Genomic DNA, 18973 nt, shown 5'->3' with positions numbered 1-18973 from the left:
TATGTTAGCTGTTAACTGAACAATGACTTCCACTAAATCTCGATTGGCTCGATTTTGGACCCGCGCGGGTTCCCCTAGTGTTTCCAGTTGGATGATGACAATTGGTTTTGTGATCACAACTGTTTTTGTGGCGATCGCTATTTTCTCCCCAGTATTAGAAAGTTGGGGATGGATACAGAGTCCCACCGAATTTCTCGCCAACCCCATTCATCAACCCCCCGGACTCAAGCACTGGTTTGGAACCAATCGCCAGGGGTATGATATCTTTTCTCGTACCCTATTCGGCACTCAAGCAGCCTGGAAGGTGGTACTGTTAGCAACAGTATTAAGTTTATGTATCGGCGTTCCTCTGGGGCTTCTGAGTGGCTATCAGGGCGGGAAAATAGATCGTTGCTTGTTGTTTTTGATGGATACCATCTACACCTTACCGGGACTGCTGCTATCCATTACCTTAGCCTTTGTCGTTGGTCGTGGGGTGTTTAATGCAGCCTTAGCCCTTAGTATTGCCTATATCCCCCAGTATTATCGGGTAGTTCGTAACCATACCACCAGCGTCAAAACCGAATTATTTGTCGAAGCCGCCCAAGCCATGGGGGCTGATACTTGGACAGTGCTTTCTCGCTACCTGTTCTTAAATGTAATTCAGAGTGTCCCGGTTTTGTTAACTCTGAATGCAGCCGATGCGATCCTGATTTTAGGAGGATTAGGATTTTTAGGCTTAGGGCTACCACCAGAAACTCCTGAATGGGGCCATGATTTACGCCTAGCCTTAGAAGCCCTTCCCACCGGGATTTGGTGGAGTACATTGTTTCCCGGATTAGCCCTTACCATCATGGTAGTGGGGCTATCTTTGTTAGGAGAGGGAATTAGTGAGTGGATAAATCCTAAGACCCGAAATCAAAGTTAAACCCAGAAAATGATGAATAAATCAACAATTGACCACCAAATATTAAGAGATGACAGCAAAAACTTAATGTGATTTAACATTTTATGGGATTCCATTTTTTCAAATTTGAGCTACCTTAACAGAAAAGGCTGACGCAATCTGAGAACTCAATGATCACGTTTACCGTGGAAGTCTTTATTGAACTGGAGTTCTCCGATTCATCTGGTTTCAGTTTTTTGAGCAGATCCCTTGGCTACTGACCAAACCCAGCAACTTAGCCTCTATATGATGCAAGTTGGCATTAGTCCTGTGAAAGCGGGAAAACTGAGGATATCCTGTATTCGACAACCCAGTTGGCCGGTTTGAGAATACCCAGTCTTGAAAATTCTCTATTGAGGACAGACCAAGGGATTGAGACCTGAAGTAGCGCCAGCTATGGAATCACCGAGATGGTGCTGACCAGATATGTATTTCAATTCTGAATTAAACTCCTCGAAGTTTCTCCGCGAGGTTTGGGATGAAAATTAAAATAGGATTGCTCAATTAACCTAACCCCCATAGTTCGTGATCTGGGCTAACATAGATTGGGAAAGCGATTCATAAATAACTTAATGAATTGTACCTACCATACTTATTGTGTTCCTTGACACGCTAGGGGTAGGGTAAGCCAGAATGAATCGATGGCAGTAGTAGTCAAACTCCCTTGGTCTCCAATGCTGTTGCTAATGGGACTGAGTTGGCTGTTGTAGTTCACCCGGTCAGGGCCGACCCTGGTCAATGAAACCTGAGATATTTTATCTATATGGTTTGAACAACTTTTGTCACCCCTAGCTGATTGGCTGTGTCGGAATTAAATCATCAATAGTTTATGATGATCAAGCCGATGTTACAGTCAGACCCAGTGGGTAATTGGCTAAACTGTCATAAGACAGATATATTCTGTCTCTCGTGATGGATTCTTGAATTGAGGAGCATGAGGAACGCGGCATGATCCAAATAAAAGACGGACTCGCAACCACCATTGAGCCTGAAATGGAAACAATTGAATTATCTGACCCGAAATCTGATCCAGATTTAGTTGAAAATTTGTTTGAACATGGAGAATCTCTCCAACAAGAATTAGAGGAGTCTCAATCTGAAACAGAACTAGCTAAGGCTGGGAGTGCCGGGAAATCTCGGCGACGTGCCCAGACAAAAAAAAAGCACTATACAGAAGATTCGATTCGACTGTATCTTCAGGAAATTGGTCGGATTCGCTTACTGCGAGCCGATGAGGAAATTGAACTGGCTCGTAAAATTGCCGATTTGCTGGAGTTGGAACGAATACGCGAAAAGCTAATAGAGCATTATCATCGCGAACCTAACGAAAAGGAATGGGCAAATGCGGTTGATATGAGGCTACCAGAATTCCGCCGTCGCCTATTTCTGGGCAGACGAGCTAAGGATAAAATGGTTCAGTCTAACTTGAGGTTGGTGGTTTCCATTGCTAAAAAGTACATGAATCGGGGTTTGTCGTTTCAAGACTTAATTCAAGAGGGAAGCCTAGGGTTAATCCGGGCGGCGGAAAAATTCGATCACGAGAAAGGCTATAAGTTCAGTACCTATGCGACTTGGTGGATTCGTCAGGCTATTACTCGGGCGATCGCTGATCAGTCTCGGACGATAAGACTTCCAGTTCACCTGTATGAAACTATCTCTCGGATCAAAAAGACTACTAAACTCCTATCTCAGGAAATGGGTCGTAAACCGACGGAGGAAGAAATCGCTACCCGGATGGAAATGACCATCGAAAAGTTAAGATTTATTGCGAAATCTGCTCAACTACCTATTTCTCTGGAAACTCCCATTGGTAAAGAAGAAGATTCTCGCTTGGGAGACTTTATTGAGTCTGATGGAGAAACCCCAGAAGATCAGGTTTCTAAGAATTTGCTACGGGAAGACCTCGAAAGTGTATTAGATACTCTCAGCCCCAGGGAACGAGATGTTTTGCGACTACGCTATGGACTCGATGACGGACGGATGAAAACCCTAGAAGAAATAGGGCAGATATTCAACGTGACTCGGGAGCGCATTCGCCAGATAGAAGCTAAGGCTTTACGAAAGTTACGTCACCCCAACCGCAATAGTATTCTCAAAGAGTATATTCGCTAGGGGATACCTACAGCCTGAACCATAATTTGGTCTTATATCACCCAGAGAACAGCTTTCTGGGTGTTCTTTTAGTTTTGTAAGTAAGATGAAGAAAAATTAAATTTGTCGGGAATTAGAGCCGGATGTTTTCTCATAAATTTTAAGTTATTTAAATAAAGTTATAGATTTGTGTAAACAGTTGGCTGAAGGGGAAATTAATTGATAATAGATGGTTTTTCAGAGGTAGGATGATTAGATGTAAACATTTAATTTTATGAAAAACATCAATTTGTTATGGGAATCGCCACCATCAACCCAGCCACGGGAGAAGTGGTCAAAACCTTTGAATCCCTGACTGACTCGGAGATAGAAGCCTGTCTGGAATCAGCAGAGCAAGCCTTTACCCGTTACCGCTATCTGCCTTTTGACAAAAAAGCTGAATGGATGAACCGAGCGGCGGAGATTTTGGAGCGAGATGCACAGAGATTTGCTCAAATCATGACATTGGAGATGGGAAAACCTATCAAAGATGCGATCGCCGAAGCGAAAAAAAGCGCCTTGGTTTGTCGGTTTTATGGGGAAAACGCGCCTCAGTTTCTGGCTGATGTTCCGGCTGCCAGTGATGCGACTCGGAGTTTCGTGCGCTATCAACCCCTAGGAGCCATTTTAGCGGTCATGCCTTGGAATTTCCCATTTTGGCAGGTGTTCCGCTTTGCGGCTCCGGCTTTAATGGCGGGAAATGTGGGGTTGCTCAAACACGCCTCTAACGTGCCTCAATGTGCTTTAGCTATTGCCGAAATCTTCAAAGCGGCTGGGTTTCCCCCTGGAGTTTTCCAAACCCTCCTAGTGGGAGCAGACAAAGTAGCTCAAATTGTGGCTGACCCGCGCGTTAAAGCGGCCACCCTGACAGGAAGTGAACCGGCTGGAGCTAGTTTAGCTTCGGAAGCTGGTAAAAATCTCAAAAAAACAGTGCTAGAATTAGGAGGCAGCGATCCATTTATTGTGCTAGAAAGTGCCGATCTAGAAGCAGCAGTACAAACGGCGGTGACAGCTAGAATGCTGAATAACGGTCAGTCTTGTATTGCGGCCAAGCGGTTTATTCTTGCCGATCGCATCGCCGGAGAATTTGAAAAAAAACTGGTCGCCAAATTTAAGGCGTTGAAAGTGGGAGACCCAATGCTCCCAGATACAGAAGTAGGTCCCCTGGCTACGCCGGGAATTCTCAAGGATATTGACGAACAAGTGCAAACTTGCCTAGCAGCAGGAGCGATCGCGCTCACTGGCGGTCATCGACTCTCTGAGCGTCCGGGAAACTTCTATGCGCCTACTATTTTAGCTTCCATCCCCCCCGGAACACCTGCTGATCAGGAGGAATTTTTTGGACCTGTGGCGCTCTTATTTAGGGTGAAAAGCCTAGATGAGGCGATCGCATTAGCGAATAGCACATCTTTTGGTCTGGGTGCAAGTGCATGGACTACAGACACTGCCGAACAGGATCGTTTAACTTTAGAACTAGAAGCCGGAGCCGTGTTTATTAACGGTTTGGTCAAATCCGATCCGCGCTTGCCCTTTGGTGGCATTAAACGCTCTGGCTACGGACGAGAGTTAAGCATCCAAGGCATTCATGAGTTTGTCAATGTGAAAACGGTCTGGATTAAATAACTCCGACTCCAAATAAGGGGTAAAAATTACCTGGTTAATTGTTGATATATGACATTTTGGCTGGGATATTTTCCGCCTATATTTGACCCAAAAAAACTGCGGAAATTATGCCGATAATTCTCCGGTTGTTTTAATCTATTTGTATAGTTGAAAAAGTGCCCAATGAATACAGCCGAACTTTTGGTAAAATGCCTCGAAAATGAAGGGGTGAAATATGTCTTCGGACTACCGGGAGAAGAGAATATGGAAGTTCTCGAATCCCTGAAAGATTCTTCTATCCAATTTATCACCACCCGCCATGAACAAGGTGCTGCATTTATGGCAGATGTCTACGGACGTTTGACCGGAAAAGCAGGGGTTTGTTTATCTACCTTGGGACCTGGTGCTACTAACCTAATGACAGGGGTCGCAGATGCTAACCTTGATGGCGCTCCCTTGGTGGCAATTACGGGTCAGGTGGGTACAGACAGAATGCACATTGAATCCCATCAATACCTGGATTTGGTGGCAATGTTTTCCCCTGTAACTAAGTGGAATGCTCAAATTGTCCGACCTAGCATTACCCCGGAAATTGTCCGTAAGGCTTTTAAATTAGCCCAAACGGAAAAACCCGGTGCGGTTCATATTGATTTACCGGAAAATATTGCTAGTATGGCTGTGGAAGGGCAGCCGCTAAATCGCGATCGCCGCGAAAAAATTTATTGTGCTTATCAAAGCATGAATGAAGCAGCCAGCGCTATCTCTAAAGCTGTTAATCCCCTTATCCTAGTAGGTAATGGAGCTTTGAGAGCTAATGCTAGTGAGGCGGTGACTGAATTTGCTACCCAACTAAATATTCCTGTAGCTAATACTTTTATGGGTAAGGGGGCGATTCCTTATACCCATCCTTTATCTCTGTGGACTACAGGACTTCAGCAGCGCGATTTCATTAGTTGCGCTTTTGATAAAGCTGATTTGGTGATTGCCATTGGCTATGATTTGATTGAATATTCCCCGAAAAAATGGAATCCTAAAGGCACAATTCCGATTATTCATGTGGGGGCTAATGCCGCGGAAATCGATAGCAGTTATATTCCTATTGCCGAAATTGTTGGGGATATTTCAGATTCTCTTCATGAGATTCTGCGTCGGTCTGACCGCACTGGTAAACCTGACCCCTATGGGGTAAAACTGCGCTCAGAGATTCGCCAAGATTATGAACGCTATGCTAATGATGATGGTTTCCCCATTAAACCTCAAAAAATTATCTATGATTTGCGGCAGGTGATGGGACCGGAAGATATCGTGATTTCTGATGTCGGGGCCCATAAAATGTGGATGGCAAGACATTACCACTGCGATCGCCCTAATACTTGTTTGATTTCCAATGGTTTTGCGGCTATGGGAATTGCTATTCCCGGGGCGATCGCCGCTAAATTTGTCAATCCTGAATTAAAAGTAGTGGCTGTTACTGGAGATGGCGGTTTTATGATGAACTGTCAGGAATTAGAAACCGCCCTGCGAGTTGGTACACCTTTTGTCACCCTGATTTTTAATGATGGTGGCTATGGTTTGATTGAATGGAAACAAGAAGACCAGTTTGGCTCGTCCTCGTTTATTAAATTCGGTAATCCTGATTTTGTCAAGTTTGCTGAAAGTATGGGATTGAAAGGATACCGGGTTCAGGCGGCGACTGATTTGGTTCCTATTCTTAAAGAAGCACTGGCTTCGGAAGTTCCTGTGGTGATTGATTGTCCCGTAGACTATCGGGAAAATGCCCGCTTTAGCCAACGGGCTGGCGGTTTGTGCTGTCCTATTTAACTATTGATTTGATTTCACCACCAACCCGCTGAGACTTTCTGATTTTCTCAGATTTGCATTTCTCAGACCCAGCGATCGCCTTTGGTCGCTGGGTACTCCCTTTCTGGGAGAGGGCTTGGGGGCGAGGGCTTATTTGTCGGTTGATTCAGGATTGCTATCAATAGCCTGATACAATTGTGGTCATGTAGGATGTGCAGTGGGTGAGATTCTAAGTATGAAGTTTGTAACCCTAAAAAATGGACAATTGGGGACTTTAGTTGCTCAGACTGTTGTGGACTTAGTTAAAGCTAGTCAGATTTTGGATGAGTCCTTAACTACTCAGACTTTATTAGAATTAGTAGAAGCTGGAGAAACTGCCCTTCAGGCGGTTGGGGATTTGACCGAGAAAGCGATGGCGGCAAAAATTGCCTGTGCGCCGTTGACAGATACTCAAATTCTCGCGCCTTTTCCTCATCCTAAACGCAATATTTTTTGTTTGGGTAAAAACTATTTAGATCATGCTAAAGAAATGCTGGGTAGAGTTGACCAGGACGATAAACTACCCACCCAAATGATTATTTTTACTAAAGCTACCACTACGGCGATCGCTACCGGTGACATAATTCCTAGCTATAGCCATTTAACCTCGAAATTAGACTATGAGGCAGAATTGGCGATTATTATTGGTAAAAAAGGCAGTAATATTTTACCGGAAAATGCCTGGGATTATGTATTCGGTTATACGGCTTTAAATGATGTATCGGCTAGGGATTTGCAATCAGATCACCGCCAATGGTTTCGGGGAAAAAGCCTAGATGGTTTTGCGCCTATGGGTCCGGTAGTGGTGCATCGTTCGATTATGCCACCCCCGGCAAATATTGAGATTTGCTGTTGGGTGAATGGGGAAAAAAGACAACAAGCTAAGTTTGATCAAGTTATCTTTGATGTCCCCGCAATTATATCTACTCTGTCGGCGGGAATGACTCTATTACCAGGAGATATTATTGCGACAGGTACTCCGGCGGGGGTAGGTATGGGATTTAATCCCCCCCGTTTCCTAACTGCTGGAGATGAGGTAGTTGTGGAAGTGACAGGGGTAGGTAAATTGATTAATAAGGTAGGGTAAAATATGGGAGAAGATGATATATATAATTTACTCATATCTAGGTTTGACTTATGACTAAACCTCGTTCTGGATATACACTCCCGGTTTTTGCTTGTGCGGCGGCGATCGCAGCTTTGGAGCATCTCCAAGACCCGACCCCTAATGATAAAAATACGGTGAACGTGGATTTAATTGACCCACCAGAAACGGCGGAAATTGCGATCGAACAGGTGGCTCGTATTAGTGATCATGCCGCTTTAGGAATTACTCGTTCAGACCCAGGAGATAACTTAGATATTACTCGCCATACACCAGTTTGGGCAATAGTAGAAATAATAGGCCGTAATATTAACTCCCTAGAAACCCCCATTAAAATTGTCGGTGGTGAAGGGGTGGGAGTCCAGGAAAAAGGGGAACAGGCGGCGATTTATAAATATGCCAAATCCCTGATTTTAAGTAACCTGAAATCCCTGGTATCACTAGGCGATCGCATTCAAGTTACCATTATTTTACCAGAAGGCAAAAAACTAGCCAAACGCACATCTAACGAAGCCTTTGGAGTCATCCAAGGACTATCATTGCTGGGGACAACAGGTATATCCCAACCCCTCAGCGTCCCGGAACAGTTGGAAGTGTATCGGGAGACCCTGGAAGCCAAAGCTACCGACTTTCAGACCCTAGTATTTTGTATTGGTGAAAATGGATTCGACCTAGCCACCCATTTAGGTATTAAGCCCGAACAAATTGTCAAAACGGCTAACTGGTTGGGACCAATGCTAGTAACAGCAGGATTTGTGGAAGTTGAATCAATTTTACTATTTGGATATCACGGAAAGCTGATCAAAATGGCTGGGGGTATTTTCCACACCCATCACCACCTCGCAGACGGACGCTTAGAAATTTTAACCGCCCACTGTGCGGATATGGGATTACCAACCCCAGATCTACAGAAGGTTTTGCATTCTCCGACCACCGAAGATGCTTTATTGTACCTGCGGGAACTAAAAGGGGATTGGGTCGATCGCATATATGGTTCGATCGCCTCGGCTATTGATCATCGCGCCGCCGCCTATATCCACACCCACGCCGAAGTAAATGTCCAGGTGGGGTCAGTGTTATTTGATCGCCAACGTCAAATTATCTGCAAAAGTGCGATCGGTGATACAATTTGGCAGCAAATTTGTTATGCTGGTTAAGATAGTCTCTCAACAAATTATCAGCAAAATTCTCGCGTTTGTACTCCTCCCGGTGCTACCAGAACCCACTAGCCCCATGACTCTATTAACATCTACAACCCTGAACTAAATATGACTGTGCAAACCTCAGCCCCAGAGCAAACTCGACCGACACCAATAGCCGAACCGGTTACCTCAGTTAATCGGGAAATGGTTGTCATCTTAGATTTCGGTTCCCAATACTCCGAACTGATCGCCCGTCGCATTCGGGAAACCGAAGTCTATTCCGAAGTCATTTCCTATCGCACCAGCGCCCAAAAATTAGCCGACCTGAACTTAAAAGGGATTATCTTATCCGGTGGACCTAGTTCGGTCTATGACGAAAAAGCCCCCCATTGTGACCCAGAAATTTGGAATCTGGGGGTTCCGGTGTTGGGTGTATGTTATGGAATGCAGTTAATGGTTCAACAACTGGGGGGCGAGGTAGAACGGGCTAAACTAGCCGAATATGGTAAGGCTTCCCTAACTATTGATGATCCGACCGATTTACTCACTAATGTAGAGCAAGGGTCTACCATGTGGATGAGTCATGGTGACTCCTGTACCAGACTACCAGAAGGGTTTGAGGTTCTCGCCCATACCGAGAATACACGCTGTGCAGCGATCGCTCACCATGAACGCCAACTCTATGGAGTTCAGTTTCACCCCGAAGTAGTTCACTCTATTGGTGGTCAAGCCTTAATCAGGAATTTCGTTTATCATATATGCGACTGTGAACCGACCTGGACGACAGAAACCTTTGTCGAAGAAGCTATCCGCGAGATTCGGGCTAGAGTAGGAGATAAACGGGTATTATTAGCCCTTTCTGGCGGCGTGGACTCCTCAACTCTGGCATTTTTACTCCATCAGGCGATCGGAGATCAACTTACCTGTATGTTTATTGACCAGGGGTTTATGCGGAAATATGAACCCGAAAAACTGGTAAAATTATTTGATGATCGGTTTCATATCTCTGTTGAATACGTTAACGCCCGCGATCGCTTTCTGGAAAAACTCAAAGGAGTGACCGACCCCGAAGAAAAACGCAAACGCATTGGGGCGGAATTTATCCAGGTATTTGAAGAAGAATCAGCCCGTTTGGGACCCTTTGACTATCTCGCCCAGGGAACCCTTTATCCTGATGTCATTGAGTCAGCCGATACCAATGTTGACCCGAAAACTGGGGAAAGGGTAGCCGTGAAAATCAAAAGCCATCACAACGTTGGCGGTTTACCCAAGGACTTACGGTTCAAATTAGTTGAACCTCTCCGTAAACTGTTTAAAGATGAAGTTCGCAAAGTTGGGCGATCGATAGGTTTACCCGAAGAAATCGTCCGCCGCCACCCCTTCCCCGGTCCGGGTTTAGCCATTCGTATTCTGGGGGAAGTTACCGCCGAAAAACTGAATATTCTCCGTGATGCTGATTTTATCGTCCGTGATGAAATTCACAAATCCGGCGTTTATCATGATTTTTGGCAAGCCTTCGCCGTATTGCTTCCCGTCCGCAGTGTAGGAGTTATGGGAGATCAGCGTACTTACGCCTATCCCGTCGTGTTGCGATTTGTCTCTAGTGAAGATGGTATGACCGCCGACTGGTCGCGGGTTCCCTACGATTTACTCGAAACTATTTCTAACCGCATTGTCAATGAAGTGCGAGGGGTCAATCGGGTAGTTTACGATATCACATCTAAACCCCCAGGAACCATCGAATGGGAGTAGGATAATTAATAATTAATAATTAATAATTAATAATTAATAATTATTAGTTGTTCATCCTGTAGGGGCGGGTTCTGCTGTAAATCATCATTCCCACCGGGGTTTTGGTAAACCCGCCCCACTCCCGTCAATCATCACCCCACCCGGATAATTAATAATTAATAATTAATAATTAATAATTAATTATTATTAGTTGTTCATCCTGTAGGGGCGGGTTCTGCTGTAAATCATCATTCCCACCGGGGTTTTGGTAAACCCGCCCCACTCCCGTCAATCATCACCCCACCCGGATAATTAATAATTAATAATTAATAATTAATAATTAATTATTATTAGTTGTTCATCCTGTAGGGGCGGGTTCTGCTGTAAATCATCATTCCCACGGGGGTTTTGGTAAACCCGCCCCACAGCGGTAAATCATCATTCCCACCCGGATAATTAATAATTAATAATTAATAATTAATAATTAATAATTATTAGTTGTTCATCCTGTAGGGGCGGGTTCTGCTGTAAATCATCATTCCCACCGGGGTTTTGGTAAACCCGCCCCACAGCGGTAAATCATCATTCCCACCCGGATAATTAATAATTAATAATTAATAATCAATAATTAATAATTATTAGTTGTTCATCCTGTAGGGGCGGGTTCTGCTGTAAATCATCATTCCCACGGGGGTTTTAGTAAACCCGCCCCACAGCGGTAAATCATCATTCCCACCCGGATAATTAATAATTAATAATTAATAATTAATAATTAATTATTATTAGTTGTTCATCCTGTAGGGGCGGGTTCTGCTGTAAATCATCATTCCCACGGGGGTTTTGGTAAACCCGCCCCACAGCGGTAAATCATCATTCCCACGGGGGTTTTGGTAAACCCGCCCCACAGCGGTAAATCATCATTCCCACGGGGGTTTTGGTAAACCCGCCCCACAGCGGTAAATCATCATTCCCACGGGGGTTTTGGTAAACCCGCCCCACAGCGGTAAATCATCACCCCACGGGGGTTTTGGTAAACCCGCCCCACAGCGGTAAATCATCACCCCCACCCGAATCATTATTAATTGTTAATTATTAATTGTTAATTATTAATTGTTAATTATTAATTGTTAATTATTAATTGTTAATTATTAATTGTTAATTATTCATTGTTACTGATGAAAAATGGACTATAAAACTGCCCGTAGTTTCTTAATTGACCAGGGTATGGCTTTGGAAATACAAAATAACCCCGATGCCTTTTTAATTCGTCTGAAAGAAGGTAAGCCCCCGGTTCCTGGTCAAGTGACATCGATTTTGTTAGCAATTAAACTGGTGTATGACTCCCTCAAAGAAACCGATAACTTCGATCGCCCCCTGGTGTTGGCTTTGTATCAATTAGCCATGGAAAGCCATCAGCAATTGATTCTCAAGTCTAAACAGGGTGTCGAATGGCCTCCCCTACTCCAAGAAGATCTTAATCGGATATCTCTGGGGGTGAAAAGTATTTTTTCCGGTCAATGGTATTGACAAAAACCAGATTGTATGCTTACAATGCTAAGGTGTATGGCAGAAGGCTGGTTTATGCCAGCTTGGATGCCACAAGTTTGCTTTAACTTTTTGAGGAAACTAAACCAATGGAGATTCCTGGTAGTAGTGGTTTTATAACTACACATCAAGAGTCCGATTCGTCTAAAGAAGACCCTGACCCTGGCCCTAGGTGTGGCTGGCAGTTGATTGGTTTGATGAATTTGCCCCGATCGCTTTATTAGAGATTAGGGGGTTCATCTCCGGTCACTGCTGGGCATAGTGACTGGGAAGGAAGGAGGTAAACCCCCTAGACTATTACTGAATATTTCAATCAATTTCGAGTTGGTTTTTTCTGGTTATTGGAATAAAAAGCCAGGCTGTTTTTGGATGTTTGATTATTGAATAAATAGTGCAGCCAGTGGACTGGTTGACAGGTTGGATCTTTGAGGATTTATTCAGCCTGAAACTGTGTTTGGTCTACTTTTGCCACTCCCAAAATGACCTTTTGTGAGTCGGTTTTTGCTGGCAAATATCCTCAAAAAATTAAGGCAATAAACATGGTTTGATGCTGCCAATTATCCGGTATTTCGTGAGTAGAGGTGAAAAATGCGTGGCAATGTTTTGAACGATTTACTACAACCTTTTGCATTAGAAGCGGCGAAAAAAGAGGCGAATAGTTTACCAGCTTCGGAATTGGTACAACTGCTGATGCAAATTGAACCCCATAAGCGAGTGATAGCGTTTCGATTACTAGAAAAAAACCGAGCGATCGCTGTTTTTGAATATTTACGCCCGGAAGAACAAGCCGATCTAATTCAAGATATGGAAAATCCCGAAGTAATGACGCTTCTGGAAGCACTTGATCCTGATGATCGTGTGCAGCTATTTGAGGAACTTCCGGCTAAAGTGACTAAGCGACTGATAGGGAAACTCAGTCCCCAAGCCAGGGCAACCGTTAACTTACTACTGGGATATCCCGAAAATAGTGCGGGAAGAATTATGAATCTGCGGTTTATTACAGTCCGCAGTAACATGACCGTTGCGGATGCCCTAAGCATTATCCGCCAATCGGAATTAGACCCGAATCAACTGGCGGTTGTGTTTATTATTGATGCCGAAAGATATTATCGCGGATTTGTTTCTACCGTTAACCTGATTAGATTCGACCCCCATCAAATTATTGGTGAATTAGCCGAGGGAGAAACCATTGCCGTCCGCGCCAGCGATCGCGATTTAACAGCAGCTCAACTCCTGAAAAATAACGACCTTCCCGCCATTCCCGTAGTCGATAACGAAGGGCGATTAATTGGAGATATCACCTTTGATGATGTGATTGACTTAGTGGAAGAAGAAGCCACCGAGACAATTTTAGGCCAAGCCGGAGTCGGGAATTTATTAACCCGCGATCAAGGCTGGAGTGAAAAACTGGTGCGTGGTCCTTCCATATATGCCATTAGACTGCGGATAATTTTCTTAATTGTCACCCTGATTGGCGGTTTTTTAGTCGGTGGTGTGATCGAAAGGTTTGAAGATACCCTAGAGGCGATCGTGGCGGCTGCCGTATTTATTCCCCTAGTCATGGATATGGGAGGAAATGTCGGCACTCAATCAAGCACTATTTTCGCCCGTGGTTTAGCCTGGAGTCAAATTCACCCCAGCCAGTTTACTGCTTATCTATTCCGAGAAATTCGCATTGGCTTGATTATGGGGGTGATTTTAGGCACTGTGGCGGGAGTAGCCGCCTACTTCTGGCAAGGATTACCTAACGATATCCCCCAACTCGGTTTAGCCGTCGGAATTGCCCTAGCTTGTGTAATTACTCTGGGAGCAATTTTAGGGGCAATGTTACCGATGATTATGCTAAGACTAGGCTTTGATCACGGTCCTGGTGCCGATCCATTTATCACCACAATTAAAGACTTTTCCGGTCTGTGGATTTATTTTTCCCTAGTGGGGTTACTGGTTGGCGTTAGTTAACTGCCATTAAACCCAGTATCTGAGTCACGGAATCACCCTAAGCTGGCAAAAAGATTGTAACAACTAAGGAGATAAGAACATGATGATGAGTCAAGCTATCACTTCCCGCCCCAGTGTTATTTCTACCCTCAAACAAATTTGTTTGCGGAAACAGGAAATTGCACAAATTTACAAAGCTATGGCAAAACGGGAATCTTCGGCATCCCGTCGGGAGACTTTACGCAAAATGGCGAGTTCCTCCGAGCAATCTATTTTATCTCCAGCTTGCACATTGAACCAGTTAGGGGAATCAGTACCTAGTCTCAAATATTCATGGTGGCAGCGGTCATGGCATCAATTAATTGCCCAAGTTAATCTTCCCTTGATTTTGCATTTGATTCAGAAGTTAGAGGCACAGGATAACTATTATTTGAATCAAATTTTGGCTGAATATGGACAAAAAACTACTGCTGCTATCAATGATCGGAGCGAAGATCGGCTGGTTTTGCAACAAATGTTATCTCCCCATTGTCGCTATCGCGGACAACTGACTTCAGAACATCTGCGTTTTAACCAAGTTTTTCAGGATTTTTCTAATCAAGTGGCGATCGCCTGTGCTTTAGAAACCAGTGGTAAAATCTCACCCGGACAAGCAATGGAGCGTCTGGAACAGTTGTGGGAGGAGTTGCAAGACTCCCAACCCGAATCATAACCGCTCCCGAATAGGGCAATATGGGGAGGTTGAACCCCTCCCCATCACTTATTTTTCCGGTGAGTGCTGCCGAAAATATCCTAAAATCAGCAGTCAGTAGGTTCTTGGCATAGTTTAACTCAACTGTGTACAGAGTCCATCGAACCACAATCGGAAGGTGATACATGGAGTGGACAGAAACATTGCTGAGACTGACTGTGGCATTTTTGTTAGGCTCGGCTTTGGGAATTGAACGTCAGTGGCGACAGCGCATGGCTGGGTTACGGACTAATACATTGGTAGCCACGGGAGCGTCTATGTTTGTTATTCTTTCCGTGATGACTCCCGGAGAGGGTAGCCCTACCCGCATTGCGGCTCAAGTTGTGTCTGGAATTGGTTTTCTGGCTGGGGGTGTAATTTTAAAAGAAGGCCTCACGGTTAAGGGGTTGAATACGGCGGCGACTATTTGGTGCGCTGCGGCAATTGGGACTTTATCGGGGGCTGGTTTTTTTTCCGAAGCATTTATGGGAGCCGGTGCGGTTTTGATTGCTAACACGGTTTTGCGCCCCTTGAGTCTTCGCATTAACCAGCAACCTACAGAAGGGACTGAATTGGAATTTAATTATCTCTGTTCCCTGGTTTGTCGGGGTAATGAGGAAGCTAATGTCAGGATTTTGTTACTGGATGCTCTGGGTCAAATGAAGAAAATTAAGCTGCGTTCTTTGCGGAGTCAAGATTTGGATGACTTTAATCATTTGGTTGAGGTTGAAGCTGAAATGATAGCCCAGAATCGTGATGATAATTTGTTGGAGCAAATAATTAGCCGATTAAGTTTAGATCCTTCGATTAAATCTGTGAGTTGGCGGATTCTTGAGCAAGACTATGATGAATAATTAATGGTTGATTATCAATTATTCATGACCCGGTAGAGGCGGGTTACACTGTCAATGCTCCGCCTCCCCATCGATTCGATAAACCTTTAGACCACAACCTCTAAGAGTTGCTGTAAGGGAATATCAATTAGTTGTTGATTGCGATTATAGTGGAAGTCTAAACTTTGGATAATTCGCTCTAGGAGGTAGCTGTCCAGCAATACCTGTAATTCCTGCTTGGTCTTGGGTAAAAATCCATCCTCTTTAGCTACTTCTAAATAACTGCCCAAAAATTTAGCACCTACCCAATTATACCAGATTTTCGCCCATTGTTCCATTTCGGGTACGTTTTCGGGTCGAATCATGCCATTTTCTACCTCGCTGAGTAAAGCCACACGAGTGCCATAATTGAGGGATTGTAACATGGCGGCGACATCCCGCAAAGGCGATCGCTTCATTCGCCTTTCATTTAAAGTGCGGTAGGTTTCTCCCTCAAAGTCAATCACCCAAAAATCCTTACCTGTATAGAGGATTTCTTCTAAGGAATAGTCCCCATGACAACGGGTTCGCAGTCCGGTAATTTTGAGGTTGAGTAGGGATTGAAAACGCCCTAAAATATACTCATGTTTACTCAGAACTTTTTTGGCTAATTCCTGGGTTTCCGGTTTCATAGAACCCAGTCCTTTTCTCAGCTTCAGCATTACCTGTCCGGTCAGGTTTCGGGAATATTGATAAATCGATCGCTGATACAAAGATGAAAAGGGTTCTGGGGTAAAATTCGGATCGTCCGTATCGCTGGATAAGGCAATATGTAACTCGGCTGTGCGTTGACCTAGTAGTTGAATATTACTCAGATATGATCCGATCACCATCCCTACTTCTTCGGGAATTTCCTCATTTTTTAAGGTTAGCAGAGATTCTGAGGGAACCTCCACCGGAGTTTCCGTGGTTGGTAAAGTTATGCGATCGAAAAAGTCTCGGAGATTATCTAAAGTATAATTCCAAGCCTTAACACCATCGGGAATATATACCTGCAAAACTCCTAAAGTTGTAGACTCTCCGCGACGGGGTTGATATTTTAACCCTCCCATTACTGGCGCAATGTGTTCTAATTGTTGTTTCTGTCCCAAAAAACTGCGAATTTCTAATTCGGGATTAATACCCGGTTCGACTCGGCGGAAGAATTTGAAAATTAGGCGATCGCCATAAACAACTAAGGCATTTTTATCCGTTTTTCCCATTAGCTGAGGGTTGAGTTTCTCTTGACTCATATCTACCCCCGCCAGCGCCTCCGTAGTCGTGGCCGTTAAAGTGCCATGTTTACCCTTATACTGTTGGCGGTTCCGAATCATATCTAAGGGGAGAGTTAAGAAGTCTTGATCAGCACTTGCTTCAAATAAAATTCCCTCCTGATCATCGATTTTTACTGAAGCCAGTACCGCACTAGGAAAGTTAGCACTAACTTCTTTTGATTGTTCACCAATAGCACAAGATAACAGCACTACATAGGTTTCGGCAAACCCTTCCGTATAGTCTACATTTAGCATGACAATAGCTGCTTCCTGTTTCGGAAAAGGAATCGGAATAAAATCAGCAATTGTCACCGACTGCATAACCCTAGATTTACTAATAAACCACGAGGATCGATGCAGATATTCCGGGAATAAAGACTCTAAACGTTCGCGGGTATCCGACTGAGAAAATATTTGATGCCAACTTTTAGCCACTTCTAAAGCTGGCAGTTGGTGGCGGGGACGTGGTAGCAGGCTGGTGGCTGGATCAAACTGAAGCATAAACCAGTAAAATCCATAGGGTGCGATACTCAGAAAATAGCTAGATTCACCAATTTTGGGGAACTGATTTCGCCCGAAAATTTCCACGGGAACCATTCCCTGGAATGGGGTTAAATCTAATTCTACACTCTGCACAAATCGCGACAGGTTTGCCACTACTAAAATATGTTCCCCAGAGTAGGTGCGGACAAATGCTAATACTTTCCTGTTTTCGGGATGTAACAGTTCAAAAGTTCCACGTCCAAAGGCTTGAAAACGTTTCCGCATCGCAATTAAACGTTTCATCCATGACAGCAGGGAATTAGGATTAGCGCTTTGCGCTTCCACGTTGATGGCTTCGTAGTGATATTCAGAGTCTAAAATAACTGGTTGATACAGTTTCTGAGGGTTGGCACGACTAAAGCCAGCGTTACGGTCAGGACTCCACTGCATGGGGGTGCGAACTCCATTGCGATCGCCTATATATATATTATCCCCCATACCAATTTCATCACCATAGTACAGCACAGGAGTTCCTGGTAAGGAAAGCAGCAGACTATTCATTAGTTCAATTTGGCGGCGATCGTTCCCCAGTAGTGGCGCGAGACGGCGACGAATGCCTAAATTTAGTCGCGCTTGGGTATCTTCTGCATAGACCCGATACATATAATCTCGGTCCTCGTCTGTCACCATTTCTAAGGTTAACTCGTCATGGTTACGCAGAAATAATGCCCACTGACAATTATTAGGAATAGAGGGAGTTTGGTTGAGAATATCCACAATGGGGAAACTATCTTCCATTCGTAATGCCATAAACAAACGAGGCATTAACGGGAAGTGAAAATTCATCTGACATTCATCACCTTCCCCATAGTAAGCGGCGGCATCTTCCGGCCATTGATTGGCTTCCGCTAATAGCATCCGATCCTCATATTTGCTATCAATATAAGCCCGTAATCTTTTCAAAAAGGCATGGGTTTCTGGCAGGTTTTCGCAGTTGGTTCCTTCCCTCACACACAGATAGGGGACTGCATCTAAGCGCATCCCATCTACTCCCATTCCTAACCAAAAATCCGCGAGTTCTAACACGGCTTGCTGCAATTCGGGACTCTCATAATTTAAGTCCGGTTGATGGGAGTAAAAACGATGCCAATAATAGGCTTTTGCTACCGGGTCCCACGCCCAATTAGAGGTCTCAAAATCCTGGAAAATAATCCTAACTTCTGGGTATTTGTCGGGGGTATCACTCCATACATAAAATTCCCGTTCTTTACTGCCTTTGGGGAGTCTCCTCGCCCGCTGAAACCACGGGTGCTGGTCGGAAGTGTGGTTAACTACTAACTCGATGATTACCCTAATTCCCCTTTCATGGGCGGCATCCAGAAAGGTTTTAAAATCATCTAAATTACCATAGATATAATTAACATCTCGGTAATCGGAAATATCATAACCATCATCTCGCAAGGGAGAGGGGAAAAATGGTAAAATCCAGATGGCAGTGATGCCGAGTTCTTCCAGATAATCTAATTTTTCCGTGAGTCCAGCAAAGTCGCCAATACCATCGCCATTACTATCACAATAGGCGCGGACTGGCACTTCGTAAATAATCGCATCTTTGAACCAAAGCGGATCATTATTGAGTTTTGATTGTGCCATAGGTTGAATTTCTGTTCGTCAATAT

The 18973-nt window shown here is 44.3% G+C and carries 12 protein-coding genes; 11 read left to right on the top strand and 1 reads right to left on the bottom strand.

The window, feature by feature from the left end; genetic code table 11:
• The first annotated feature begins 22 nt into the window (after positions 1 to 22).
• The 11 genes from XZ46_RS18850 to XZ46_RS18800 all read left to right on the top strand — a co-directional run bounded on the left by XZ46_RS18850 (position 23) and on the right by XZ46_RS18800 (position 15541).
• Positions 23 to 907 carry an ABC transporter permease gene (locus tag XZ46_RS18850; RefSeq protein WP_006668410.1) on the top strand — a complete coding sequence of 295 codons (885 nt, stop codon included), beginning with the start codon at positions 23 to 25 and terminating at the stop codon, positions 905 to 907.
• A 966-nt stretch (positions 908 to 1873) separates the two neighbouring features.
• Positions 1874 to 3037: an RNA polymerase sigma factor RpoD gene (rpoD, locus tag XZ46_RS18845; RefSeq protein ID WP_006668411.1), complete on the top strand. Its 1164-nt coding sequence runs from the start codon at positions 1874 to 1876 to the stop codon at positions 3035 to 3037.
• A 273-nt stretch (positions 3038 to 3310) separates the two neighbouring features.
• Positions 3311 to 4678 (top strand): NAD-dependent succinate-semialdehyde dehydrogenase, encoded by a 1368-nt coding sequence (locus tag XZ46_RS18840; protein ID WP_006624260.1) that lies wholly within the window; start codon positions 3311 to 3313, stop codon positions 4676 to 4678.
• Between the two features lie 162 nt (positions 4679 to 4840).
• Complete coding sequence (locus XZ46_RS18835; RefSeq protein ID WP_008052622.1) at positions 4841 to 6478, top strand: acetolactate synthase large subunit; 1638 nt, start codon at positions 4841 to 4843, stop codon at positions 6476 to 6478.
• A gap of 214 nt (positions 6479 to 6692) precedes the next feature.
• A complete protein-coding gene (locus XZ46_RS18830) occupies positions 6693 to 7583 on the top strand; it encodes a fumarylacetoacetate hydrolase family protein (protein ID WP_048895172.1) in 891 nt (296 codons plus the stop codon).
• A gap of 50 nt (positions 7584 to 7633) precedes the next feature.
• A complete protein-coding gene (cbiD, locus tag XZ46_RS18825; RefSeq protein WP_006624264.1) occupies positions 7634 to 8758 on the top strand; it encodes a cobalt-precorrin-5B (C(1))-methyltransferase CbiD in 1125 nt (374 codons plus the stop codon).
• A 111-nt stretch (positions 8759 to 8869) separates the two neighbouring features.
• On the top strand, positions 8870 to 10495 hold the full coding sequence (gene guaA / locus XZ46_RS18820) for a glutamine-hydrolyzing GMP synthase (RefSeq protein WP_008052617.1): 1626 nt from the start codon (positions 8870 to 8872) through the stop codon (positions 10493 to 10495).
• A gap of 1161 nt (positions 10496 to 11656) precedes the next feature.
• A complete protein-coding gene (locus XZ46_RS18815) occupies positions 11657 to 12001 on the top strand; it encodes a hypothetical protein (RefSeq protein ID WP_006624269.1) in 345 nt (114 codons plus the stop codon).
• Between the two features lie 606 nt (positions 12002 to 12607).
• Positions 12608 to 13978 carry a magnesium transporter gene (mgtE, locus tag XZ46_RS18810; protein WP_008052614.1) on the top strand — a complete coding sequence of 457 codons (1371 nt, stop codon included), beginning with the start codon at positions 12608 to 12610 and terminating at the stop codon, positions 13976 to 13978.
• A gap of 79 nt (positions 13979 to 14057) precedes the next feature.
• Entirely contained in the window at positions 14058 to 14669 is a 612-nt protein-coding gene (locus XZ46_RS18805) for a DUF7219 family protein (protein WP_006624272.1), read from the top strand.
• A gap of 164 nt (positions 14670 to 14833) precedes the next feature.
• The gene (locus XZ46_RS18800; protein ID WP_006624273.1) at positions 14834 to 15541 is read left to right on the top strand and encodes an MgtC/SapB family protein; all 708 of its coding nucleotides are present in this window, start codon (positions 14834 to 14836) and stop codon (positions 15539 to 15541) included.
• Positions 15542 to 15627: 86 nt separating this feature from the next.
• On the opposite strand, the gene treS is transcribed toward XZ46_RS18800, so the two are convergent.
• On the bottom strand, positions 15628 to 18948 hold the full coding sequence (treS, locus tag XZ46_RS18795) for a maltose alpha-D-glucosyltransferase (protein WP_008052613.1): 3321 nt from the start codon (positions 18946 to 18948) through the stop codon (positions 15628 to 15630).
• Positions 18949 to 18973: the final 25 nt, after the last annotated feature.

It is taken from the genome of Limnospira indica PCC 8005 (assembly GCF_000973065.1).
GTDB classification, from domain to species: Bacteria; Cyanobacteriota; Cyanobacteriia; order Cyanobacteriales; family Microcoleaceae; genus Limnospira; species Limnospira fusiformis.
This window is presented reverse-complemented; position numbering and strand designations above follow the sequence as displayed.